Raw genomic sequence first — 18,428 nt, 5'->3', positions numbered from 1 at the left:
ATGCTGTTACAGAGTGGTGGAAATTAAACGAAAGCTTGTTTCAGAGCGTGCGGGTTCGATGAAAATCCGCAGGTGCTATTTTCATTATTTGCGACAACACATATCTCTGAGCGACAACCCTTACCTCTGTACGAAAATTACTTTCACCTCGTTTGATAATCGCTTCTCGAAATGTTTTAAGACTTTCACAAATATTTCGACGTGACCCTCTCGAGGAGTACCGCATGACCCTGTCCTTCGGCTATTGGCTGCTGGTGTATGCCGCCATCGCCATCATTGCATTGATCGTTCTGATCGCCCGTTACCGGCTCAACCCGTTCATTGTCATCACCCTGATTTCCATCGGCCTGGCGCTGGTGGCGGGGATGCCGCCGTCCGGCGTGGTCGGGGCTTACGAGGCCGGGGTCGGCAAGACCCTGGGGCATATCGCGCTGGTGGTGGCGCTGGGCACCATGCTCGGCAAGATGATGGCCGAGTCGGGCGGCGCCGAGCAGGTGGCGCGGACGTTGATCGACCGTTTCGGCGAGAAAAACGCGCACTGGGCGATGGTCTGCATCGCGTTCCTGGTGGGGCTGCCGCTGTTCTTCGAAGTCGGTTTCGTGTTGCTGGTGCCGATTGCGTTTACCGTGGCGCGACGGGTCGGCGTGTCGATCCTGATGGTCGGTTTGCCGATGGTCGCCGGGCTCTCGGTGGTCCATGCACTGGTGCCGCCGCACCCGGCGGCGATGCTCGCGGTGCAGGTTTACCAGGCCTCGGTGGGGCAGACGCTGCTCTACGCGATTGCGATCGGCATTCCCACGGCGATCATCGCCGGTCCGATCTATGCCAAGTACATCGTGCCGCGTATTCAACTGCCGGCGGAAAACCCGCTGGAGCGTCAGTTCCTCGAACGTGAACCGCGCGACAGTCTGCCGGGATTCGGCATCACCATGGCGACCATCCTGTTGCCAGTGGTGCTGATGCTGATCGGCGGTTGGGCTAACCTGATCTCCACACCGGGCACCGGTTTCAACCAGTTCCTGCTGTTCATCGGCAACTCGGTGATCGCGCTGCTGCTGGCGACCTTGCTGAGCTTCTGGACCCTCGGCCTGGCCCAGGGCTTCAACCGCGAATCGATCCTCAAGTTCACCAACGAATGCCTGGCGCCGACCGCCAGCATCACCCTGCTGGTGGGCGCCGGTGGCGGCCTGAACCGGATTCTGGTGGACGCCGGCGTCACCGACCAGATCGTCGGCCTGGCTCACGAGTTCCACCTGTCGCCGCTGTTGATGGGCTGGCTGTTCGCCGCGCTGATGCGCATTGCCACCGGCTCGGCCACCGTGGCCATGACCACCGCCTCGGGCGTGGTCGCGCCAGTGGCGATTGGCCTGGGCTATCCGCACCCGGAACTGCTGGTGCTGGCGACCGGTGCCGGCTCGGTGATTTTTTCCCACGTCAACGACGGCGGCTTCTGGTTGATCAAGGAATACTTCAACATGACGGTCACCCAGACGTTCAAGACCTGGACCGTGCTGGAGACCATCATTTCGGTGGTTGCCTTCGCGTTGACCGTTGGCCTTTCTTACCTGATTTAGCCGGAGCCGCTTGCCATGGATATCCTTTACCAGATTCGCGCCCGCCAGGATTCTTTCAGCGCCGGTGAAGGACGCATCGCCCGCCTGATGCTCGACGACGTAGGCTTCGCCGCGTCCGCGAGCCTGGATGAACTGGCGCAGCGGGCGGAAGTGAGCACGGCGACCCTGTCGCGTTTCGCCCGCACGGTGGGCTGCCGCGACTTGCGTGACTTGCGCCTGCAACTGGCTCAGGCCAGCGGTGTCGGCAGCCGCTTTCTCGACCCGGCGGGCACGCCTGAACAGTCGGCGTTCTACGGGCAGATCGTGGGCGATATCGAATCGACCTTGCGCCAGCACCTGGCGGCCTTCGACGAGTCACGCTTTGCCGATGCGGTGAAACTGCTGGGCAAGGCGCGGATGATTCACGCCTTCGGCATGGGCGGCTGCTCGACCCTGTGCAGCGATGAGTTGCAGGTGCGTCTGGTCCGTCTGGGCTATCCGATTTCGGTGTGCCACGACGCGGTGATGATGCGTATCACCGCCTCCAGCCTCAGCGCCGAACACGTGGTCATCGTCTGTTCGCTGACCGGCATCACCCCGGAGCTGATCGAAACGGTGGAACTGGCCCGCAGCTATGGCGCACGGATTCTGGCCATCACCCGTGGCGACTCGACGCTGGCGCAACTGGCGGACATCGTCCTGCCTCTGCAAAGCGCCGAAACCTCATTCATCTACAAACCGACGGCGGCACGCTACGGCATGTTGCTCGCCATCGACGTGCTTGCCACCGAGCTGGCACTGGCCAATCCTCAAGACAATCAAGAACGTCTGCGGCGGATCAAACTCGCCCTGGACGATTACCGCGGCGGCGACGATCACCTGCCGCTGGGAGACTGACATGCAGTACGACACGCTGATCCGCAACGCCCTGATCATCGATGGCAGCAACAGCCCCGGCTACCCCGCCGACGTGGCGATTCTCAACGGGCGCATCGAGCGTATCGGCGACTTGCGCAATGCCCGTGCCCTTGAGGAAATCGACGCGCAGGGCCACGTGCTGGCGCCGGGTTTCATCGACGTGCACACCCACGATGACACGGTGGTGATCCGCCAGCCGCAGATGCTGCCCAAGCTCAGCCAGGGCGTGACCACGGTGATCGTCGGCAACTGCGGGATCAGCGCTTCCCCGGTGAGTCTGCGGGGTGATCCGCCGGACCCGATGAACCTGCTCGGCACATCGGCGGCGTTTGTTTACCCAACCTTCAGCGATTACCGCGCCGCCGTCGAAGCGGCGAACACCACGCTGAACGTGGCCGCTCTGGTGGGCCATACCGCGTTGCGCAGCAATCACCTCGATGACCTGTTTCGCACGGCGACACCCGATGAAATCGCGGCGATGCGCGAGCAGCTTCGCGAGAGCCTGGAGGCCGGTGCACTGGGTTTGTCCACAGGTCTTGCCTACGCCAGCGCGTTCTCGGCATCCACCGATGAAGTCATGCAACTGACCGAAGAATTGACGGCCTTCGGCGCGGTGTACACCACCCATTTGCGCAGCGAATTCGAACCGGTGCTGGAGGCCATGGACGAGGCGTTCCAGATTGGCCGCCACGCGAAATCCCCGGTGATCATTTCCCACCTCAAATGTGCTGGCGCCGGCAACTGGGGGCGCAGTCCGCAACTGTTGGCCTCTCTGGAGCAGGCCGCGAAAACCCATCCCGTTGGTTGCGACTGCTATCCGTATGCCGCGAGTTCCTCGACCCTGGACCTCAAGCAAGTCACCGACGCCCATCGCATCACCATCACCTGGTCCACGCCGCATCCGGAAATGGGCGGTCGCGACCTGATGGACATCGCCGCCGAATGGAACCTGTCGTTGCTCGACGCCGCACGCCAGCTGCAACCGGCCGGCGCGGTGTATTACGGGATGGACGAAGCCGATGTGCGACGGATTCTTGCGCATCCGCTGTCGATGGTTGGCTCCGATGGCTTGCCCGAAGACCCGTTTCCCCATCCACGCTTGTGGGGTGCTTTCCCGCGGGTGCTCGGACATTTCAGCCGTGACGTAGGACTGTTCCCACTGCACACCGCCGTGCACAAGATGACCGGGTTGTCGGCGGCGCGATTCGGTTTGAAGGGCCGGGGCGAGATTCGTGAAGGACACTGGGCTGACCTGGTGTTGTTCAACCCGGCGACCATTCGCGATGTAGCGGACTTCAACGATCCGCAGCGAGCAGCTGAAGGCATTGATGGTGTGTGGGTCAACGGCGTGTTGAGCTACCGCGACGGACAGGCGAATGGGCGCAGGGAAGGGCGGTTTCTGGCGCGGGAAGGGGATTTGCGCGACGGGTTTCAGTCCGTTCTGGGTGGTACGTCACAGTGATGGCATATTGAGATTAAAGAATGCCATCGCCGAGCCGATTTGCTGACGTACAGCCCGGCTACACTTTGGGCTATTTCTGTCTGGGAGCAACTCAATGAGCTTCGGCAAAACCACCCCGATCCTGCGGATCTTCGACGAAAGCAAGGCCGTGGAATTCTACGTCGACTTCCTTGGGTTCAAGATCGACTGGCAGCACCGTTTCGAAGCCAATTTCCCGCTCTATCTGCAAGTCTCCCGTGGCGAATGCGTGTTGCACCTGTCCGAACACCACGGCGACGCCACACCGGGCTCGGCCCTGCGCATCGAGACCGATGAACTGGAAACCTTCCAGCAGCAACTGTTGGCCAAGGACTATCCATTTTCCCGCCCGCACATCCAGGCCATGCCGTGGGGCAGCCAGGACATGACCATCAGCGATCCGTTTGGTAACCGGTTGGTGTTTACCAATGCGATTAGTGTCTGAACAAATATCGTGACAGACAGATCGCCTTCGCGAGCAGGCTCGCTCCCACAGGTTCAATGAAGATCCTGTGGGAGCGAGCCTGCTCGCGAATGGGTTTGTGATACACCGCTGACTAAACGTCAGACCCTGAAGTGGCTGACCATCATCTGCAACTGATTCCCCAGCCGCGCCAGTTCGACACTGGACTTGGCCGTCTCATCGCTGGCAGCAGCGGTCTGTTCCGACACATCCCGCACGTTGATGATGCTGCGGCTGATTTCTTCGGCCACGGCGCTTTGCTGCTCGGCCGCCGCGGCGATTTGCTGGTTCATCGACTGGATGTTGGACACCGTGCGGGTGATGTTTTCCAGTGATTCGCCGGCCTTGCGGGTCAGGGCCACGCTGCTGTCGGTGAGAACGCGGCTGTTGTTCATCACCGCCGACACTTGTTGCGTGCCGTTTTGCAGACCAGCGACCAGGCCTTCGATTTCTTCGGTGGATTTCTGCGTGCGCTGTGCCAGGCCACGCACCTCGTCGGCCACCACGGCGAAACCACGTCCGGCCTCACCGGCACGGGCCGCTTCAATGGCGGCGTTGAGCGCCAGCAGGTTGGTCTGTTCGGCCACGGCCTTGATCACGTCCATGACGCTGCCGATCTTGTCGCTTTCCTGCTGCAGCACGCTCATGGCTTCGGTGGAGCGCACCACTTCACTGGCCAAGCGCTCAATCTGCGCAATGGCTTCGTTAACCACCTTGTCGCCTTCACGGGCTTCGCCGTCGGCAGCCGCGGCGGCTTGCGAAGCCTCTTCGGCGTTGCGCGCGACTTCCTGAACCGTGGCGGTCATCTCGTGCATGGCGGTGGCGACCTGATCGGTTTCGACCTTCTGGCTGTTGACCCCGGCGCTGGTTTGCTCGGTCACGGCCGACAGTTCTTCGGCGGCGCTGGCGATCTGGGTCACGCCGTCGCGGATGCCGCTGATCAGGTCGCGCAGGGTCACGCCCATGCGCGCGATGCCTTGCTGCAACACGCCGAGTTCGTCGCGGCGCGTCACCTTGACGTCATGGGACAGGTCGCCGTTGGCAATACGATCGACCACGACCAGGGTCTCGCGCAGGGGACCGGTGATCTGCCGGGTGATCAGGACGGCGGCTATGATGCCCACCAGCAACGCCAGCAACGTGCTGACCAATTGCAGCGTGCGGGCCTTGGCACTCTCGGCATCACGACGATCGAGCTGGATCTGATACAGCTGTTCGCTCAGGGAGACGATGGCGGCGCCTTGGTCGGTCATTTCCTTGCGTGCCTGTACCACGTCGTTACTGGCGAGTTTGTAAGCCTGCAAGGCCGTGCGGTAGTTGCCCAGCGCGGTTTCCAGTTGACGCAGTGCATCGGGCTGGACGTCGGCCAAATGGGCGTTGAGGGATTTCACGCTGGCAATGGCGGCGTCCAGTTGCGCGACGGCTTTTTGCTCGGTCTCGGCGTTGGTGGTGGCGGTGTAGCCACGCACCTCGTAGCGAGCCAGCAGGAACGCTTCCCTGGCGGCGGTGATGGCCTGGAACTGATCGAAACGCTGATCGCTCGCCGGCAGTTGTTGCACGCGGGTGTTGACGTCGTTGATCAGCGTGTTGGCAGTTTCCGCGTTGGCGGTCATGACATCGCGCGCACTGTTGCCGGCGCGGTAGGCACCCCGCATTTTGTTCAGGGACGTCTTGTAGGCGTCGATCACGGCGCCTTGCTCTTTGAGAAGCTTGAGGTTTTCCGGGCTCTTGAATTTCACCAGCAGCGCCTGCTGCTGAGCCGAAAACGCTTCGAGGGTGGTCTGCACCGTCTGGGCGGTGGTTTCGTCACCGTTGGTCAGCATGTATTGCAGGCGCACCACGCGCAGCTTGGTCAGGCCCGCGTTGAGCTGGGTGATGTCGCTCATCCAGTTACTGCGGTCAATCAAACTGCCGAGGCTGGTCCAGCCCGTCAGGGCCAGGACGCAGGTCAGGGCCAGGACCAGGCCAAATCCCAGGCCCAGTTTCAGGTTCACGCTGATATTGCCAAACCAGCTATTCATCAAAATTCCTCCAGGAACGTGGTGCTTCTCGATCGTCGGTTGGCTGGAAGATTGTTGTTTTTAGGTGCCAGCAAGGTGTGTAGAAGGTCTGTATCGGCCGCAATCTCGAGAGCTGAAAGGATTTTGTCGGACGGATCCTACGGCAGGCTTTTTTGAGTCTTTCGGGCAGCCCTTAAGCTTTTTTTCACATGCGTTTCACTGCCTGCCCACGCCTGTCTCTCTACCCTCGGCGCATCAAATGAAGGGTGTAGGCCGGCGAGGCGGCTTGATGTGGAATTGAGACTGAGTCTGTTCGGTGTGAGCCGCTCGATCGACCTGAGCGGTCTGGCCCGCTATCGCAATGCAGCCGTGGTGCTGGCCTCGGCGTTGCTGGTGCTCCCGTTGACCGTGTTTTTACTGCGGCCCGCCGCCGTGCCGGACCTGGCCCATGGCAACGTTGCCGGTGCACGGTCGCTGCAGCAGGGGTGGGCCAAGGGGGACATGATCGTGTTGGTGCGCCATGTTGAACGCTGCGATCACTCCAATGCCCCTTGCCTGAGCGGCAACGACGGGATTACCGACCGCTCTCGCAGCGTCGCGGTGGCCGTCGGTGCGCAATTCGAGCAGTTGGGGCTGGACAAGGCCGACGTTTACAACAGCCCGATGATGCGCACGGCGCAAACCGCCGGCTACATGTTCAACAAGGTCGATACGGGTGACGAGTGGTTGATCAACTGCAAGGGCACCATGCTGCGTGACGCACTGGCGCACAAGGTGGCCGGGCGAAACCTGATTCTGGTGACCCACAGCGAATGCATGTCGCAACTGGAGAAAGACCTCAAGTTGCCTGCCTCGACCCTGGGTTACGGCGCTTCACTGTTCATCACCGCTGAAACCCTCAAGGCGCCGCGCATGCTGGGGTTCATTGAAGCCTCGGACTGGCGTTCAGTGAGCGCCCAATGAATTCACTCCCTGGATCAGGACACACCATGCTGACCGCCTCCCGCTCCCGTTTTTACTGGATGAACTTCGGTATTCCGCTGGCCTGCGCCGCCGTAGTGTTCCTGCTGTTCGACCTGACCACTATCGATATCGCCTTCAACAATCTTTTCTTTGACCCGGTGACGCAGACCTTTCCACTGGACCATGTGCATCTGTTCGAGAAGATCACCCATAAATGGGCGCGGATCATCCCGAACTGGACGGGCGAAATCGCGATTGTCGGCGCCTTGTTGTCCTTCCTCTGGCCACTCTTGAAGGCCGAAAAGCGTCCGAAGCTCAGCGCCTTTCTGGAGAAAATCAAGGTCGCGCCGGTGCTGCGTTTTACCAGCAAGCACCGCCGGGATTTTCTCTACGTGGTGTTCGCGTTTGCCATCAGCACCGGCCTGATCCACTACCTCAAGGGCCACACCAGCGTGTATTGCCCGATTGAAACGACGCAGTACGGCGGCAAGATCGAGCACAAGGAGTGGTACGAGAATTTCGATTTGCTGAAGGTCGCCGGTGATGGCCGCTGCTGGCCGGGTGGGCATGCGTCGGGCGGCTTCACGATGCTGGCGCTGTACTTCGTTGCGCGGCGATATCGCTGGCGGTACTCCAAAGCGGTCATGTACGGCTCGCTGGCGCTGGGTTTCGTGTACGGCACGACACGGGTGCTACAGGGCTGGCACTACATGTCCCACACGTTCTGGGCCGGGATTGTCGTGTGGCTGGCGTGTCTGCTGACGGCGCTGGTGTTTTATGGACGGGCGCGGCTGGATGTGCCGGTGTTGCAGAAAGATGAAAAGCGGGTGTTGGTGGCTGAGACCCAGCCCGGGTTTTGAGTCTTGTTGCCTGGGAAACCGCTTTCGCGAGCAGGCTCGCTCCCACAATGGATGGATGTCGTTCACAAAAATGGTGGGCGACGATGCCCCGGTGGGAGCGAGCCTGCTCGCGAAGAACGATAGCGCGGTGGTTCAGACTGACGCCTGCAAATCGCCGCAGGCATTATCAACCCAGACGCCGCGACCATTGCCGATCCGGGTCCTCCCAAACCCTGCTGACCAACGCCGTCAGCACATGGTCCTGCCAGCGTCCGGCAATGTTCAGATAGTCCTTGGCATACCCTTCGCGCTCAAACCCCAGGCGTTCCAGCAACCGCGCACTGCGTTCGTTGCCGGGGATGTAGTTGGCCATGATCCGGTGCAGGTTCATGGTTTCGAACATGTAGCCAATGCCCGCCTCCAGCGCTTCGCGCATCAGGCCCTGGCCCTGTCGGGACTCGCAAATGTGGTAACCGAGATAACACGCCTGAAAGGCACCGCGAACGATGCCGCTGAAATTGCACGCGCCGATCATTTGCTCGCCGTCGCGATCCAGCACCGCGAAATGCACGGCGTACCCTTCATCGAAAGCCATTTCCTGCTGCGCCAGGCGAGAACGGATTCTTTGCTGGCTGTAGTAGTCATCCGCTCGCACCGGCGACCACGGCGCGAGGTGCGCGTGGTTGCGTCGATAGAAGTCGCTTTCCAGCACGGCTTGACTGGGGCTCAGGATCGCCAGCGTCAGGCGCTTGCAGGGCAGGGTGAGGATCGTCATCTGGCGCTCCGGGGCGCATTGCCCCATCGGTGGAGAGAATGACGAGCAATCTACAGGCAAAAAAAAGCCCGCGGGAGGGCGGGCAAACCGTAGTTTCTTGAATGAGCATGGGAAATGTACAGGGTGCGGCATTAAGGCAGCGTGAAGAAAAGTTCATGAATTGGCTGATGAGCGCTGCTGATGTTTCGTATACGTGACATTGAGCAGCGTATGTCACGTATACGAAACATCCCGTTAGCATTAAAGCCCCGGCATTGAGTCGTTATGCTGTTCACGCAAGGCAATTTTCCGGCGTGCAGGAAACCTGTGGCGAGGGGATTTATCCCCGTTGGGCCGCGAAGCGGCCCTGCGTCCATTCAAACAGATTGAGTTGTTCGGATTTACGACAGCTAAGCAGCCGAATGGGATGGTGTGGCATTCCGATAAATCCCTTCGCCACAAAAAGGGTGGGGGCTGCGCTTAAGTCGGTCATTTATCAGTATGTGCAGTTAGATACTTTTAGCTTCAGCTTCCATCAGCACAAGGTTCTGCCGCTTGATCGCTTCAGTCAGCACTTCACGGTAGACACGCTTTTTCTGCTTCGACTTGGCATTGCGAATGAAATCGGCGAAGGAGCTTTTGGTTCCTTTGCAATAATCTGATTTGATCGATGTCATTGAGTTCTTCCTGGCCTCCAATCGCGGGATCTACAAATGCACTTTCTCGAGTGCCGTCCGGTGTTCGCACCGCGCATCCGACTCTAAGCATGATGCAGTTCGACTAACCTCACCACCTGCCCAAAATGATGCACCCACAGCCTTACCCCCAATCCCCCCGACCGATCCAGTGACGACCCCACCGTCAGATCCGTGATCAACGTCGGCTGCAACCCCGCATCGAACAGCGCAAACCCCGCCGCGAGGCAGCAGGTTTCGGTTTGCAGGCCGCAGACCAGGACCCGGTCCACGTTGAGGCTCTTGAGGTACTCGATGGTTTCAGGCGTTGGCGCGTAGCCATGCTTGATGAACACCCGGTCCGCCTCGATCAGGCTGTCGTCATCCGGGGCGGGGTGCCAGCCAAGTTGTTTCCTGAAAGGCGTTTTGGCTTCGTCGTGACGCTCCACGGTGGCAACGCTGGGCATCGTGCCGATGAGCGGGAGGATGCCGTCGATGAGCCACTGCGGCGGGGCGAAGCAGGGTTGCACATCAATGATGAGTAAGGCTTGATACATGAGTGGACGTCCAGTTGGATCCGATTTTCGTCGTCAAAAAAATGACTTGTTTTTGATCGCATTGGTCAGCCAATGACAAAATAGACAACCTATTGACAGTCCACGTGGGATCTCCCATTATCGGCCCGCTTTTGATGGCCTAGCGCCATAAAACTGCCGGTTGTGACCGTCTGGTTTTACATGCTTTGCATTCGTATGGGGTTAAACGAGCCCACACCGTTAGCGGACTTCAAACACTAGTATCCGCTTGAATCTTCAGGAAGAAATTTCATGTTTGTTGAGCGAGTACTGGTTACCGGCGGGGCAGGTTTTATCGGGTCGCATCTTGTAGAAACGTTGCTGGCCAAGGGTTACAAGGTTCGTGTACTGGACAATTTGTCCACCGGCAAAGTCAGTAATCTGCCGATGGATAATGCCAACCTGAACCTGGTCATCGGTGATGTCGCCGACAGTGCCGCCGTCGCCCAGGCGATGCGCGATTGCAGCGCCGTCGTACATTTGGCGGCCGTCGCTTCGGTACAAGCGTCGGTGGACGATCCGGTGGGTACCCATCAAAGCAATTTCGTCGGCACTCTCAACGTCTGTGAAAACATGTTGAAGGCCGGGATCAAGCGCATTGTGTTCGCCTCCAGCGCTGCCATCTACGGCAACAATGGCGAAGGTTCGGCCATTGACGAAGAGACGCCCAAGTCACCCCTCACGCCGTACGCCAGCGACAAACTGGCCAGTGAGCATTACCTGGACTTCTATCGCCGGGAACACGGTCTTGAGCCGGTGATCCTGCGCTTCTTCAACATTTTTGGTCCACGCCAGGATCCGTCTTCGCCGTACTCCGGTGTGATCAGCATCTTTACCGAACGGGCGTTGAACAAGCAGCCGGTGTCGATTTTCGGCGACGGCGAGCAAACCCGCGACTTCGTCTATGTCCAGGACCTGGTGAGCATTCTGCTTCAGGCCGTGGAGGCGAACGAGCCGCGTCCCGGTGCGGTGAACATCGGCCTCAGCCGCTCCACCAGCCTCAATGATCTGATCGCTGAACTGGGAAGTGCCACCGGCCATCCCTTGACGGTGAACTATCAGGCGCCACGCCAAGGCGACATTCGCCATTCGCGCGCCAACAATGCCCGCCTGCTCGAGCGCTTCAATCTCCCGGAACCGACGTCCATCGGCAAGGGTCTAGCGCAACTCATCCGCAGTCTGTAACCCGGTCGGTTTATCGTCCCAGGTTCAGTGGTACTGGTTCAGTCAATTCAAGAGTGAGTTATGGAAATCGTTTTTCGCAGGACGCGTGTCCGCTCGGTCGCCAAGCGACTGTTAGCCGCTCTGGCACTGTGTGTGAGCGGCCCTGCCGTGCAGGCGGCCACATTGGTACCACCCTCCAGCGTGACTTTCTGGTATGCCGACGAACCGCCCATTTCCGAGCTGGCCCAGTTTGACTGGTCAGTGGTCGAACCGGGGCATTTGACGGCGGGCGATGTCAAAACCCTGCGCAAGCTGGGCAGCCAGCCGTTCGCTTATCTGTCGATTGGTGAGTTCAGCGGCAACAAGGCGGCCATCGACAAGGCCGGCTTGAGCAAAGCGGTCAGCCCGGTGCGTAACGGCGCCTGGGACAGTCAGGTCATGGACCTCGCCTCGCCGGCCTGGCGTGAGCATTTGCTGGCCCGCGCCAAGGCGTTCCAGGCTGAAGGTTACGCCGGGCTGTTCCTCGACACCCTCGACAGCTTCCAGTTGATGCCGCAAGGCGAGCGGGAAAAGCAGCGTCTGGCCCTGGCCAGTTTCCTGCGCGAACTGCACAAGAGCCAGCCGGACCTGAAGCTGTTTTTCAACCGTGGATTCGAAGTGCTGCCAGAGCTCGATGGCGTGGCCGCGGCGGTTGCCGTGGAATCCATCCATGCCGGTTGGGATGCGTCCGCCAAGCGTTACCGCCCGGTACCGGAAGCCGATCGCCAGTGGCTGGAAACCCAGCTGCAACCCCTGCGCGCCAAAGGCATCCCGCTGGTGGCGATCGACTACTTGCCGCCCGAACGTCGCGATGAAGCGCGCAAACTGGCCAAGCGACTGCGCGAAGAAGGTTTCATCCCTTACATCGGCACGCCTGACCTGGATTCGCTGGGCATCAGCAGCATCGAAGTCCAGCCGCGTCGCATCGCGCTGATCTACGACCCGCGTGAAGGCGACGTGATCCGCAACGCCGGGCACACGCTGCTCGGCGGTCTGCTCGAGTACCTGGGCTACCGGGTCGATTACCTGGCCGCTGACGATACCTTGCCGGAGCACCGCTTCAGCGGTTTGTACGCCGGCATCGTCACCTGGATGACCAGTGGCCCGCCGCAGGACGCACCGGCGTTCAACCGCTGGCTGGGCAAGCGCCTGGATGAGCAGGTGCCGCTGGTGTTCTTCGCCGGTCTGCCGGTCGAGGACAAGGTGCTGCTCAAACGCCTGGGCCTCAATCGCGGTGCGCCTCCGGCCACTCAAGCGTTGACCATTACCTATCAGGACAAGGCGCTGCTGGGGGCGTTCGAAGCACCGGTGCAGCCCCGATCCCGTGACCTGACCGCTGTCTCCGTTATGGCCGACGGCCCTAAACCGGCGTTGCTGTTGACTGGCGACGGCGGCCAAACGTTTGCTCCTGTCGCGGTGGCCAGTTGGGGCGGTTTGGCCCTGGCGCCTTACATCCTGGAAACCAACAACGAGCGCAGTCGCTGGATACTCGATCCGTTCGCGTTTCTCCAGGCCAGCCTGCGCCTGCCGGTGCAACCGCGTCCGGACACCACCACCGAAAACGGTCGGCGCATTGCCACCGTGCACATCGATGGTGATGGTTTTCCATCCCGCGCCGAAGTTCGCGGCACGCCCTATGCGGGCAAGCAGGTGCTCGACGATTTCATTCGGCCCAACCCGTTCCTGACCTCGGTATCGATTGTCGAAGGCGAGATTTCCCCACGCGGGATGTTTCCGTTTCTGGCCCGCGAACTGGAACCCATCGCTCGCGAATTGTTTGCCAACCCGAAAGTCGAAGTGGCCACGCACACCTTCAGTCATCCGTTTTTCATGCAGCCGGAAGTGGCGCAAAAGCGTGAAGGTTTCAACCCGGAATACGGTTTGAAAATGGCCATTCCTAACTACGACAAACTGGATTTCCGTCGCGAGGTGTTTGGCTCGCGCGACTACATCAACCAGCAACTGACCACCCCGGAAAAACCGGTGAAGCTGATTTTCTGGCCGGGCGATGCCTTGCCGTCGGCGGCCACGATCAAGCTGGCCTATGACGCGGGCCTGAAAAACGTCAACGGCGCCGAAACCATGCTGACCAAGGCCAACCCGTCGCTGACCGGCCTGAACCCGTTGCTGCGGCCTACCGCCGGCGGTTTGCAGTACTACGCACCGATCATCAACGAGAACCTCTACACCAACCTGTGGAAAGGTCCGTACTACGGTTTTCGCGATGTGATCGACACCTTTGAACTGACCGACAGCCCGCGCCGCTTGCGTGGCCTGCACCTCTATTACCACTTCTATTCGAGCACCAAGCAGGCCTCGATCAAGGCAATGAACGAGATCTACGGCTACATGCGTGAGCAGCAGCCGATGTCGTTGTGGATGAGCGATTACCTCGATCGCCTGCACGGCCTGTATCAGGCCAGCCTGGCGAAGACAGCCGACGGTAGCTGGCAGATTCGCGGCATGGATGCGCTGCGCACCGTGCGCCTGGACCCGCAAATGGGTTGGCCGGATCTGCTGCGCTCCCAAGGTATCGCCGGCGTGCGTGATTTGCCCCAGGGGCGCTATGTGCACTTGAGCAGCGACCAGGCGTTGCTGGTCTTGCGCGCCGATCGTGACCCGCGTCCGGCGCTGGAGGAAGCCAATTTACCGCTGCAGGAGTGGCGCTATCTGGATGACAAACGCGTGAGCTTTTCCTTTGCCGGTCAGGTCGACCTGAGCTTCTCCGTGCGCTCGGCGAGCGCTTGCCGGGTGGAAGTGGATGGGCAGCGTTTTGCTGGCAAGGCATCCGGCGGTCTGTGGACTTTTCAATTACCAATGAAGCAGGTGAGTCATGGTCAGCTCCTCTGCAACTAAAAGCACACGCCTGCTCAATCCGTGGGCACTGGCGGTGGTCGCGGTTGCCGTGGGAGGTCTGCTGTGGGCGACCTTCCAGCGTGAAGAAGTGTTCCAGCCCGATGGCCGCGAGCCGGACGCGGTCTCGGCCAACTACGCCGAACTGCTGCTGACCGCCCACCCGGAAGACGATCACCTGCGCCTGCAACTCATCGATCTGTTGATCCGCCTGGGGGACTACACCAAGGCGCGCCAGCACCTGGAAAACTGGCCCGAGCCGAACCTGCAACTACAGGCGTATTACCGGCTGGAGCTGGATGCGCTGGAAGCCGCCAAGGGCAGCGATCTGATTACGCAGCAGGCCTTGGTCGAGCGTCTGAAAAGCTTCGATCATCGTATGTTGCCGCTGCCGCAATTGCAGAACCTGGCAAAGCTCGCCCTGACCTTGCAGGCGCCGGCCTTTGCCGCCAGCGTCTATGAAGAGATTGCCGCCCGCGATCCGAAGCAACGCACCGAAGCGCTCAAGTCTGCCGCCAAATGGTACCTGGCCGGCGAGCAGCCGGGACGCGCTGCAGAGATCTATCTGGCGCTGAGACAGGACACCGATCAGGCCGCCGAACGACGCGAGTTCGCGCAGCTGGCGTACAACAGCCTATTGGCCTCCGGGCAGGGCGACAAGGCGGCGCAAGTGCTCGCCGATGAAATCGATGTGCTGATCAATCCGCAAACCGACACGGCCTGGGTGCAACAGGGTATCGATGTGGCGATCGCGAGCAAGCGCTTTGATCTGGCGCAACGCTTCCTGCAACAGTGGCGCGTCTTGCAGCCGGATGATCCGCAAATCCTGCGCAAGGATTTCAGTATGCGCCTGGCCCTGGGCGACTTGCCGGGTGCCTGGGACAGCGGTCAGCAATTGCTGGAGGACAATCCGGACGATCTGCACCTGCTGGAGCAGATGGCTCAACTGGGCGAGTGGCGTGGCGAAATGGAAGCGGCGCTCGGCTACTGGATTCGACTGTTGAAGCTTCGCGAAACCGCGGAAACCCGCGAGCACGCCTGGCGTCTGGCCAGCCAGCAGTTCGACTTCGACCGCTCGATTCCGTTGCTCGCCGAGATCATGGAGCAGCGCGCGCTGACCGACGTTGAACTCGATGCGTTGATCTACGGCCACGAATCCCGGGGTACGCCGCAACAGGCCGAAGCCTGGTTGCACACCTATTTGCGCAAGTATCCGCAGCATCGGCTGGCCTGGACGCGCCTCCTGCAAAACCTGGAAAACACCGGGCAGTATGCGGCCAAGACCAAGGTCTACAAGGACTATTCGAAGCGTTTTGCCCTGACCACCACCGAGCGGGTCGATTGGGTCGACACCTACCTCAAGCTGTTCGATAACCAATCGGCGTGGCAGGTGTTGCAGGTCGATAACCGCAAGATCGTCGATCCGAACTACTGGCGCTCCCGGGCCGCGTTGGCCTGGGACCTGGAGCTGGATGACGAGCTGCAGGTGTCGCTGGAGAAAATGCTCGCACTCAAAGGCTCGCTCAACAGCGGCGACGAAAGCCAGTTGATCACCCTGTACCGCACCAGCCAACCCGAGCGCGCCCTGCAATTGATGATCGGTAGCTGGCAGCGCAGCCATGATCAGCAACGGTTGGTCGAAGCGTTGCAGCAAGCCCAGGAGTTGCAGGACTGGTCGCAGGTGCAGGCGTTGCTCAAGGACGCCGAGCAGTACCCGGACGCCTACGGGCAAGCACAGGTGCTGGCGGTGCGCGGTGCCCTGGCGGTGCAGAACGGCCAGACGGACGAAGCGCAGCGCCTGTACCAGGAAGGCCTGACGCGGTTCCCTGACGACAACCTGTTCCGCGAGCGCCTGATGTGGCTTTACGTCGACCAGGGAAACACCGCCGAACTCAAGCCGTTGCTGACGAAATGGAAGGCTCAGGCCCGTGAAGACCGGATCCTGTGGCTGCCGTTCGCCAGCGCCAGCCAGATGCTCGGGCGCGACAGCGAAGCGCTGGCCTGGTACCGCATGTACCTCAAGACCAGTCCGAATGACTGGCTGGTGCAGGCGGCCTACGCCGATGCGCTGGACAGCGCCGGTTATCAGGATGCGGCCCAGCGCCTGCGCCTGAAGTTGCTGCGCAGCCCTGAAGGCGAAAGCGTGCAACCGTCGTCCCAGCGCTACGGCATCTGGCTGCGCCTGATGGCGAGCAGCTACTCGCCGAAGAAAGCGCAACAGGAAGTCTTGAAGTGGAAGGACGGCTCGCCGGCGATGCTGCAGCTGTGGTTCGAACGCCTGTTGGCACGTCTCGACGCGACCAACCAGGAGTCGCAAAAAGACCAGTGGCTGGATTGGGCACGCGGTCAGGGCCTGAAAGTCGAGCGTTATGAGCAGATCCAGCAAGCCCTGCGCAGCCGCAACAAGGCTCAGGTCGAAACGTTGCTGGCCAGCAGTGACCTCAACCCGGCGCAGCGCGCCCAGGCCCTGACTCGGCTGGGTCGCCTGAACGAAGCCCTCGACACCAGTCTGACCGCGCTCGGCGACGATCAGCCGGAAGCGGTGCGCGAGCAATTGCGCCGTCAGGCGGTGGAGATCCACGAGCGCACGCCGCAAGGCGCGCAACTGTCATGGCACGAGCAGGACTTCGGCGGGATCGAGTTCAACGCACCGCGCCTGGAGATTGCGCATAACCTGGGCGATCAGTGGTATGCCGACCTGGAACTGGAGCAGGGCGACTACAGCGGCGATGACATCGAGTCCTCGAAAATTGGCGAGGAGCGCAACGCCGCCCTGACCCTGATACGCGGTGTCGAGAACGGCAGCTACAAGCTGTTCGCCGATACCAGCCAGCGCAGTGACGACGACCGCAATGGCCTGGGCCTGTCCCGGACCTGGCAGTTGGGCGTCAGTGATGAACTTGAAACCGGCGTCGACTGGCATCGCAAGAACGAAGACAGTGGCTTGATGCGTGCGTTCGGTCAGCAGGATCGCGTGTATCTGGGGGGGCGCCATAGTCTGACCGCCCGCGATCAGTTCAGTTGGGAAGTCGCTCAGCGGTCGTTTTCCACCCGGGCTGACGACGACTTGGGCGATGGCCATGCGCTGAAAATGGAGTACAACCACACCCTGGAATTTGCCGGGCCTAACTGGACTGTACGCAGCGGTGTGGATTACCAGAAGAACCGGGTCAAGGACAAGACGCTGGATTATCTGTCCAGCAACTTTGGCGGTCCGGTCATCAGGGCGGCGCCTGAGCAGACATTCGATCCTGATACCGGTTTGCCCGATCCGATCAATCCACAGGATATCGAGACCGTCACGGCCAGCGACCTGCTGCAAAGCCGCTACGGCCAACTGTACGTCGGCAGTTCCTGGCGCCGTGGCCTGCCGGGTGCGCTGGTGCGTACCCGCCCGCAATACACCTGGCTGGTGGACCTGACGGCGGGCTGGCAATGGACGGATTCAACCTTTAACTACGGCATCAATACCGGGATCGGTGTTGAAGTGCTGGGCGATGACGAACTGGCCTTCACCTTCGGCTACCAATCCGCGCCACAAGGCGGCGACGGCAAGGCCGGCGGAACACTGGGCGTGAGCTACGGCGTGCGTTTCGGACGCTGATCATGGAATTTCTACGGGAGAAAAACGTATGCAAGCAATTCGTAATCTGAGCCTGGCGCTGGCGGTCCTGTTCGTCGCCGGTTGCGCCAGCTTCACCGACGACGCCAGCCCGAGCCTGCCGCGCAGCGCGCAATGGGGCATCGTGCCGATGGTCAACTATTCGCAGACGCCGCAGGCCGGTGAGCGCAGCGAGCAGATCCTGCTCAGCGTGCTCAGCAGCCACGGCTTGCAACCACGGGTCTACCCGGCCAGCACCCGGGGCGAACAAGCGTTGATGGACGACAACGAGCGTCTGGCTGGTGCCCTTGATTGGGCGCGCGAGCAGAAACTCGATTACGTGGTCGCCGGCAGCGTCGAAGAGTGGCAGTACAAGAACGGCCTGGACGGCGAGCCAGCGGTAGGCATCAGCCTGCGCGTCCTTGAAGCCGACAGCGGTCGTGTGCTGTGGAGCAAAAGCGGCGCACGCGCCGGCTGGTCCCGTGAAAGCCTGGCGGGCACTGCACAAAAAGTGCTCGACACACTTGTTGGCGCCCTTCGGTTCGAGTGATC

The 18,428-nt window shown here is 60.9% G+C and carries 14 protein-coding genes and 1 pseudogene; 10 read left to right on the top strand and 5 right to left on the bottom strand.

Annotation, left to right across the window (positions count from 1 at the left end; all coding sequences use genetic code 11):
* Window positions 1-224: 224 nt before the first annotated feature.
* From HNQ83_RS10195 to HNQ83_RS10180, 4 genes are all read left to right on the top strand, one after another.
* A complete protein-coding gene (locus tag HNQ83_RS10195; protein ID WP_175388817.1) occupies window positions 225-1,574 on the top strand; it encodes a gluconate:H+ symporter in 1,350 nt (449 codons plus the stop codon).
* Window positions 1,575-1,589: 15 nt separating this feature from the next.
* Window positions 1,590-2,450 carry a MurR/RpiR family transcriptional regulator gene (locus HNQ83_RS10190; RefSeq protein WP_175388816.1) on the top strand — a complete coding sequence of 287 codons (861 nt, stop codon included), beginning with the start codon at window positions 1,590-1,592 and terminating at the stop codon, window positions 2,448-2,450.
* Window position 2,451: 1 nt separating this feature from the next.
* On the top strand, window positions 2,452-3,933 hold the full coding sequence (locus tag HNQ83_RS10185; RefSeq protein ID WP_175388815.1) for an amidohydrolase family protein: 1,482 nt from the start codon (window positions 2,452-2,454) through the stop codon (window positions 3,931-3,933).
* A 94-nt stretch (window positions 3,934-4,027) separates the two neighbouring features.
* Window positions 4,028-4,396: a glyoxalase superfamily protein gene (locus HNQ83_RS10180; protein ID WP_175388814.1), complete on the top strand. Its 369-nt coding sequence runs from the start codon at window positions 4,028-4,030 to the stop codon at window positions 4,394-4,396.
* A 119-nt stretch (window positions 4,397-4,515) separates the two neighbouring features.
* Here HNQ83_RS10180 and HNQ83_RS31630 read toward each other — a convergent pair whose 3' ends face one another.
* Window positions 4,516-5,220: a methyl-accepting chemotaxis protein gene (locus HNQ83_RS31630; RefSeq protein ID WP_372241890.1), complete on the bottom strand. Its 705-nt coding sequence runs from the start codon at window positions 5,218-5,220 to the stop codon at window positions 4,516-4,518.
* 201 nt (window positions 5,221-5,421) lie between these two features.
* Window positions 5,422-6,300: pseudogene (locus HNQ83_RS31625) on the bottom strand (methyl-accepting chemotaxis protein); the annotation flags it as partial.
* A 405-nt stretch (window positions 6,301-6,705) separates the two neighbouring features.
* On the opposite strand from HNQ83_RS31625, the gene HNQ83_RS10170 reads away from it, so the two are divergent.
* Window positions 6,706-7,377, top strand: coding sequence for a histidine phosphatase family protein (locus tag HNQ83_RS10170; protein ID WP_175388812.1), 672 nt, complete (start codon window positions 6,706-6,708; stop codon window positions 7,375-7,377).
* Between the two features lie 26 nt (window positions 7,378-7,403).
* Complete coding sequence (locus HNQ83_RS10165) at window positions 7,404-8,237, top strand: phosphatase PAP2 family protein (protein WP_175388811.1); 834 nt, start codon at window positions 7,404-7,406, stop codon at window positions 8,235-8,237.
* A 166-nt stretch (window positions 8,238-8,403) separates the two neighbouring features.
* Here the strand turns inward: HNQ83_RS10165 and rimJ are convergent, their stop codons facing one another.
* From rimJ to HNQ83_RS10150, 3 genes are all read right to left on the bottom strand, one after another.
* Window positions 8,404-8,991: a ribosomal protein S5-alanine N-acetyltransferase gene (gene rimJ, locus HNQ83_RS10160; RefSeq protein WP_175388810.1), complete on the bottom strand. Its 588-nt coding sequence runs from the start codon at window positions 8,989-8,991 to the stop codon at window positions 8,404-8,406.
* A 488-nt stretch (window positions 8,992-9,479) separates the two neighbouring features.
* Complete coding sequence (locus HNQ83_RS10155) at window positions 9,480-9,647, bottom strand: hypothetical protein (RefSeq protein WP_175388809.1); 168 nt, start codon at window positions 9,645-9,647, stop codon at window positions 9,480-9,482.
* An 83-nt stretch (window positions 9,648-9,730) separates the two neighbouring features.
* Window positions 9,731-10,201, bottom strand: a complete 471-nt coding sequence (locus HNQ83_RS10150) for an isochorismatase family protein (protein WP_175388808.1) — start codon at window positions 10,199-10,201, stop codon at window positions 9,731-9,733.
* 270 nt (window positions 10,202-10,471) lie between these two features.
* Between HNQ83_RS10150 and HNQ83_RS10145 the strand changes: the two genes are divergently transcribed.
* Genes HNQ83_RS10145 through HNQ83_RS10130 form a run of 4 tightly spaced genes read left to right on the top strand, consistent with a single transcriptional unit; the run spans window position 10,472 to window position 18,426 of the window.
* Window positions 10,472-11,404, top strand: coding sequence for an NAD-dependent epimerase/dehydratase family protein (locus HNQ83_RS10145; protein ID WP_175388807.1), 933 nt, complete (start codon window positions 10,472-10,474; stop codon window positions 11,402-11,404).
* Window positions 11,405-11,464: 60 nt separating this feature from the next.
* On the top strand, window positions 11,465-14,278 hold the full coding sequence (locus HNQ83_RS10140) for a bifunctional glycoside hydrolase 114/ polysaccharide deacetylase family protein (protein ID WP_175388806.1): 2,814 nt from the start codon (window positions 11,465-11,467) through the stop codon (window positions 14,276-14,278).
* A complete protein-coding gene (locus HNQ83_RS10135) occupies window positions 14,256-17,879 on the top strand; it encodes a tetratricopeptide repeat protein (protein ID WP_175388805.1) in 3,624 nt (1,207 codons plus the stop codon). Before HNQ83_RS10140 ends, HNQ83_RS10135 begins: the two co-directional genes overlap by 23 nt.
* Window positions 17,880-17,907: 28 nt before the next feature.
* The gene (locus HNQ83_RS10130) at window positions 17,908-18,426 is read left to right on the top strand and encodes a penicillin-binding protein activator LpoB (protein ID WP_175388804.1); all 519 of its coding nucleotides are present in this window, start codon (window positions 17,908-17,910) and stop codon (window positions 18,424-18,426) included.
* Window positions 18,427-18,428: the final 2 nt, after the last annotated feature.

Source organism: Pseudomonas sp. C2B4, from assembly GCF_013359695.1.
In the GTDB taxonomy this organism is placed as follows: domain Bacteria; phylum Pseudomonadota; class Gammaproteobacteria; order Pseudomonadales; family Pseudomonadaceae; genus Aquipseudomonas.
The sequence above is the reverse complement of the archived record's forward strand: the minus strand, read 5'-3'. Positions and strand labels throughout refer to the sequence as shown.

Excerpts from the sequence above, each read along its gene's own strand:
- HNQ83_RS10150 (WP_175388808.1), bottom strand. The coding sequence starts at position 10,201 with ATGTATCAAGCCTTACTCATCATTGATGTGCAACCCTGCTTCGCCCCG.
- HNQ83_RS10185 (WP_175388815.1), top strand. The coding sequence starts at position 2,452 with ATGCAGTACGACACGCTGATCCGCAACGCCCTGATCATCGATGGCAGC.
- HNQ83_RS10180 (WP_175388814.1), top strand. The coding sequence starts at position 4,028 with ATGAGCTTCGGCAAAACCACCCCGATCCTGCGGATCTTCGACGAAAGC.
- HNQ83_RS10135 (WP_175388805.1), top strand. The coding sequence starts at position 14,256 with ATGGTCAGCTCCTCTGCAACTAAAAGCACACGCCTGCTCAATCCGTGG.
- HNQ83_RS10145 (WP_175388807.1), top strand. The coding sequence starts at position 10,472 with ATGTTTGTTGAGCGAGTACTGGTTACCGGCGGGGCAGGTTTTATCGGG.
- HNQ83_RS10140 (WP_175388806.1), top strand. The coding sequence starts at position 11,465 with ATGGAAATCGTTTTTCGCAGGACGCGTGTCCGCTCGGTCGCCAAGCGA.
- HNQ83_RS10130 (WP_175388804.1), top strand. The coding sequence starts at position 17,908 with ATGCAAGCAATTCGTAATCTGAGCCTGGCGCTGGCGGTCCTGTTCGTC.
- HNQ83_RS10195 (WP_175388817.1), top strand. The coding sequence starts at position 225 with ATGACCCTGTCCTTCGGCTATTGGCTGCTGGTGTATGCCGCCATCGCC.
- rimJ (WP_175388810.1), bottom strand. The coding sequence starts at position 8,991 with ATGACGATCCTCACCCTGCCCTGCAAGCGCCTGACGCTGGCGATCCTG.
- HNQ83_RS31630 (WP_372241890.1), bottom strand. The coding sequence starts at position 5,220 with ATGACCGCCACGGTTCAGGAAGTCGCGCGCAACGCCGAAGAGGCTTCG.
- HNQ83_RS10155 (WP_175388809.1), bottom strand. The coding sequence starts at position 9,647 with ATGACATCGATCAAATCAGATTATTGCAAAGGAACCAAAAGCTCCTTC.
- HNQ83_RS10165 (WP_175388811.1), top strand. The coding sequence starts at position 7,404 with ATGCTGACCGCCTCCCGCTCCCGTTTTTACTGGATGAACTTCGGTATT.
- HNQ83_RS10190 (WP_175388816.1), top strand. The coding sequence starts at position 1,590 with ATGGATATCCTTTACCAGATTCGCGCCCGCCAGGATTCTTTCAGCGCC.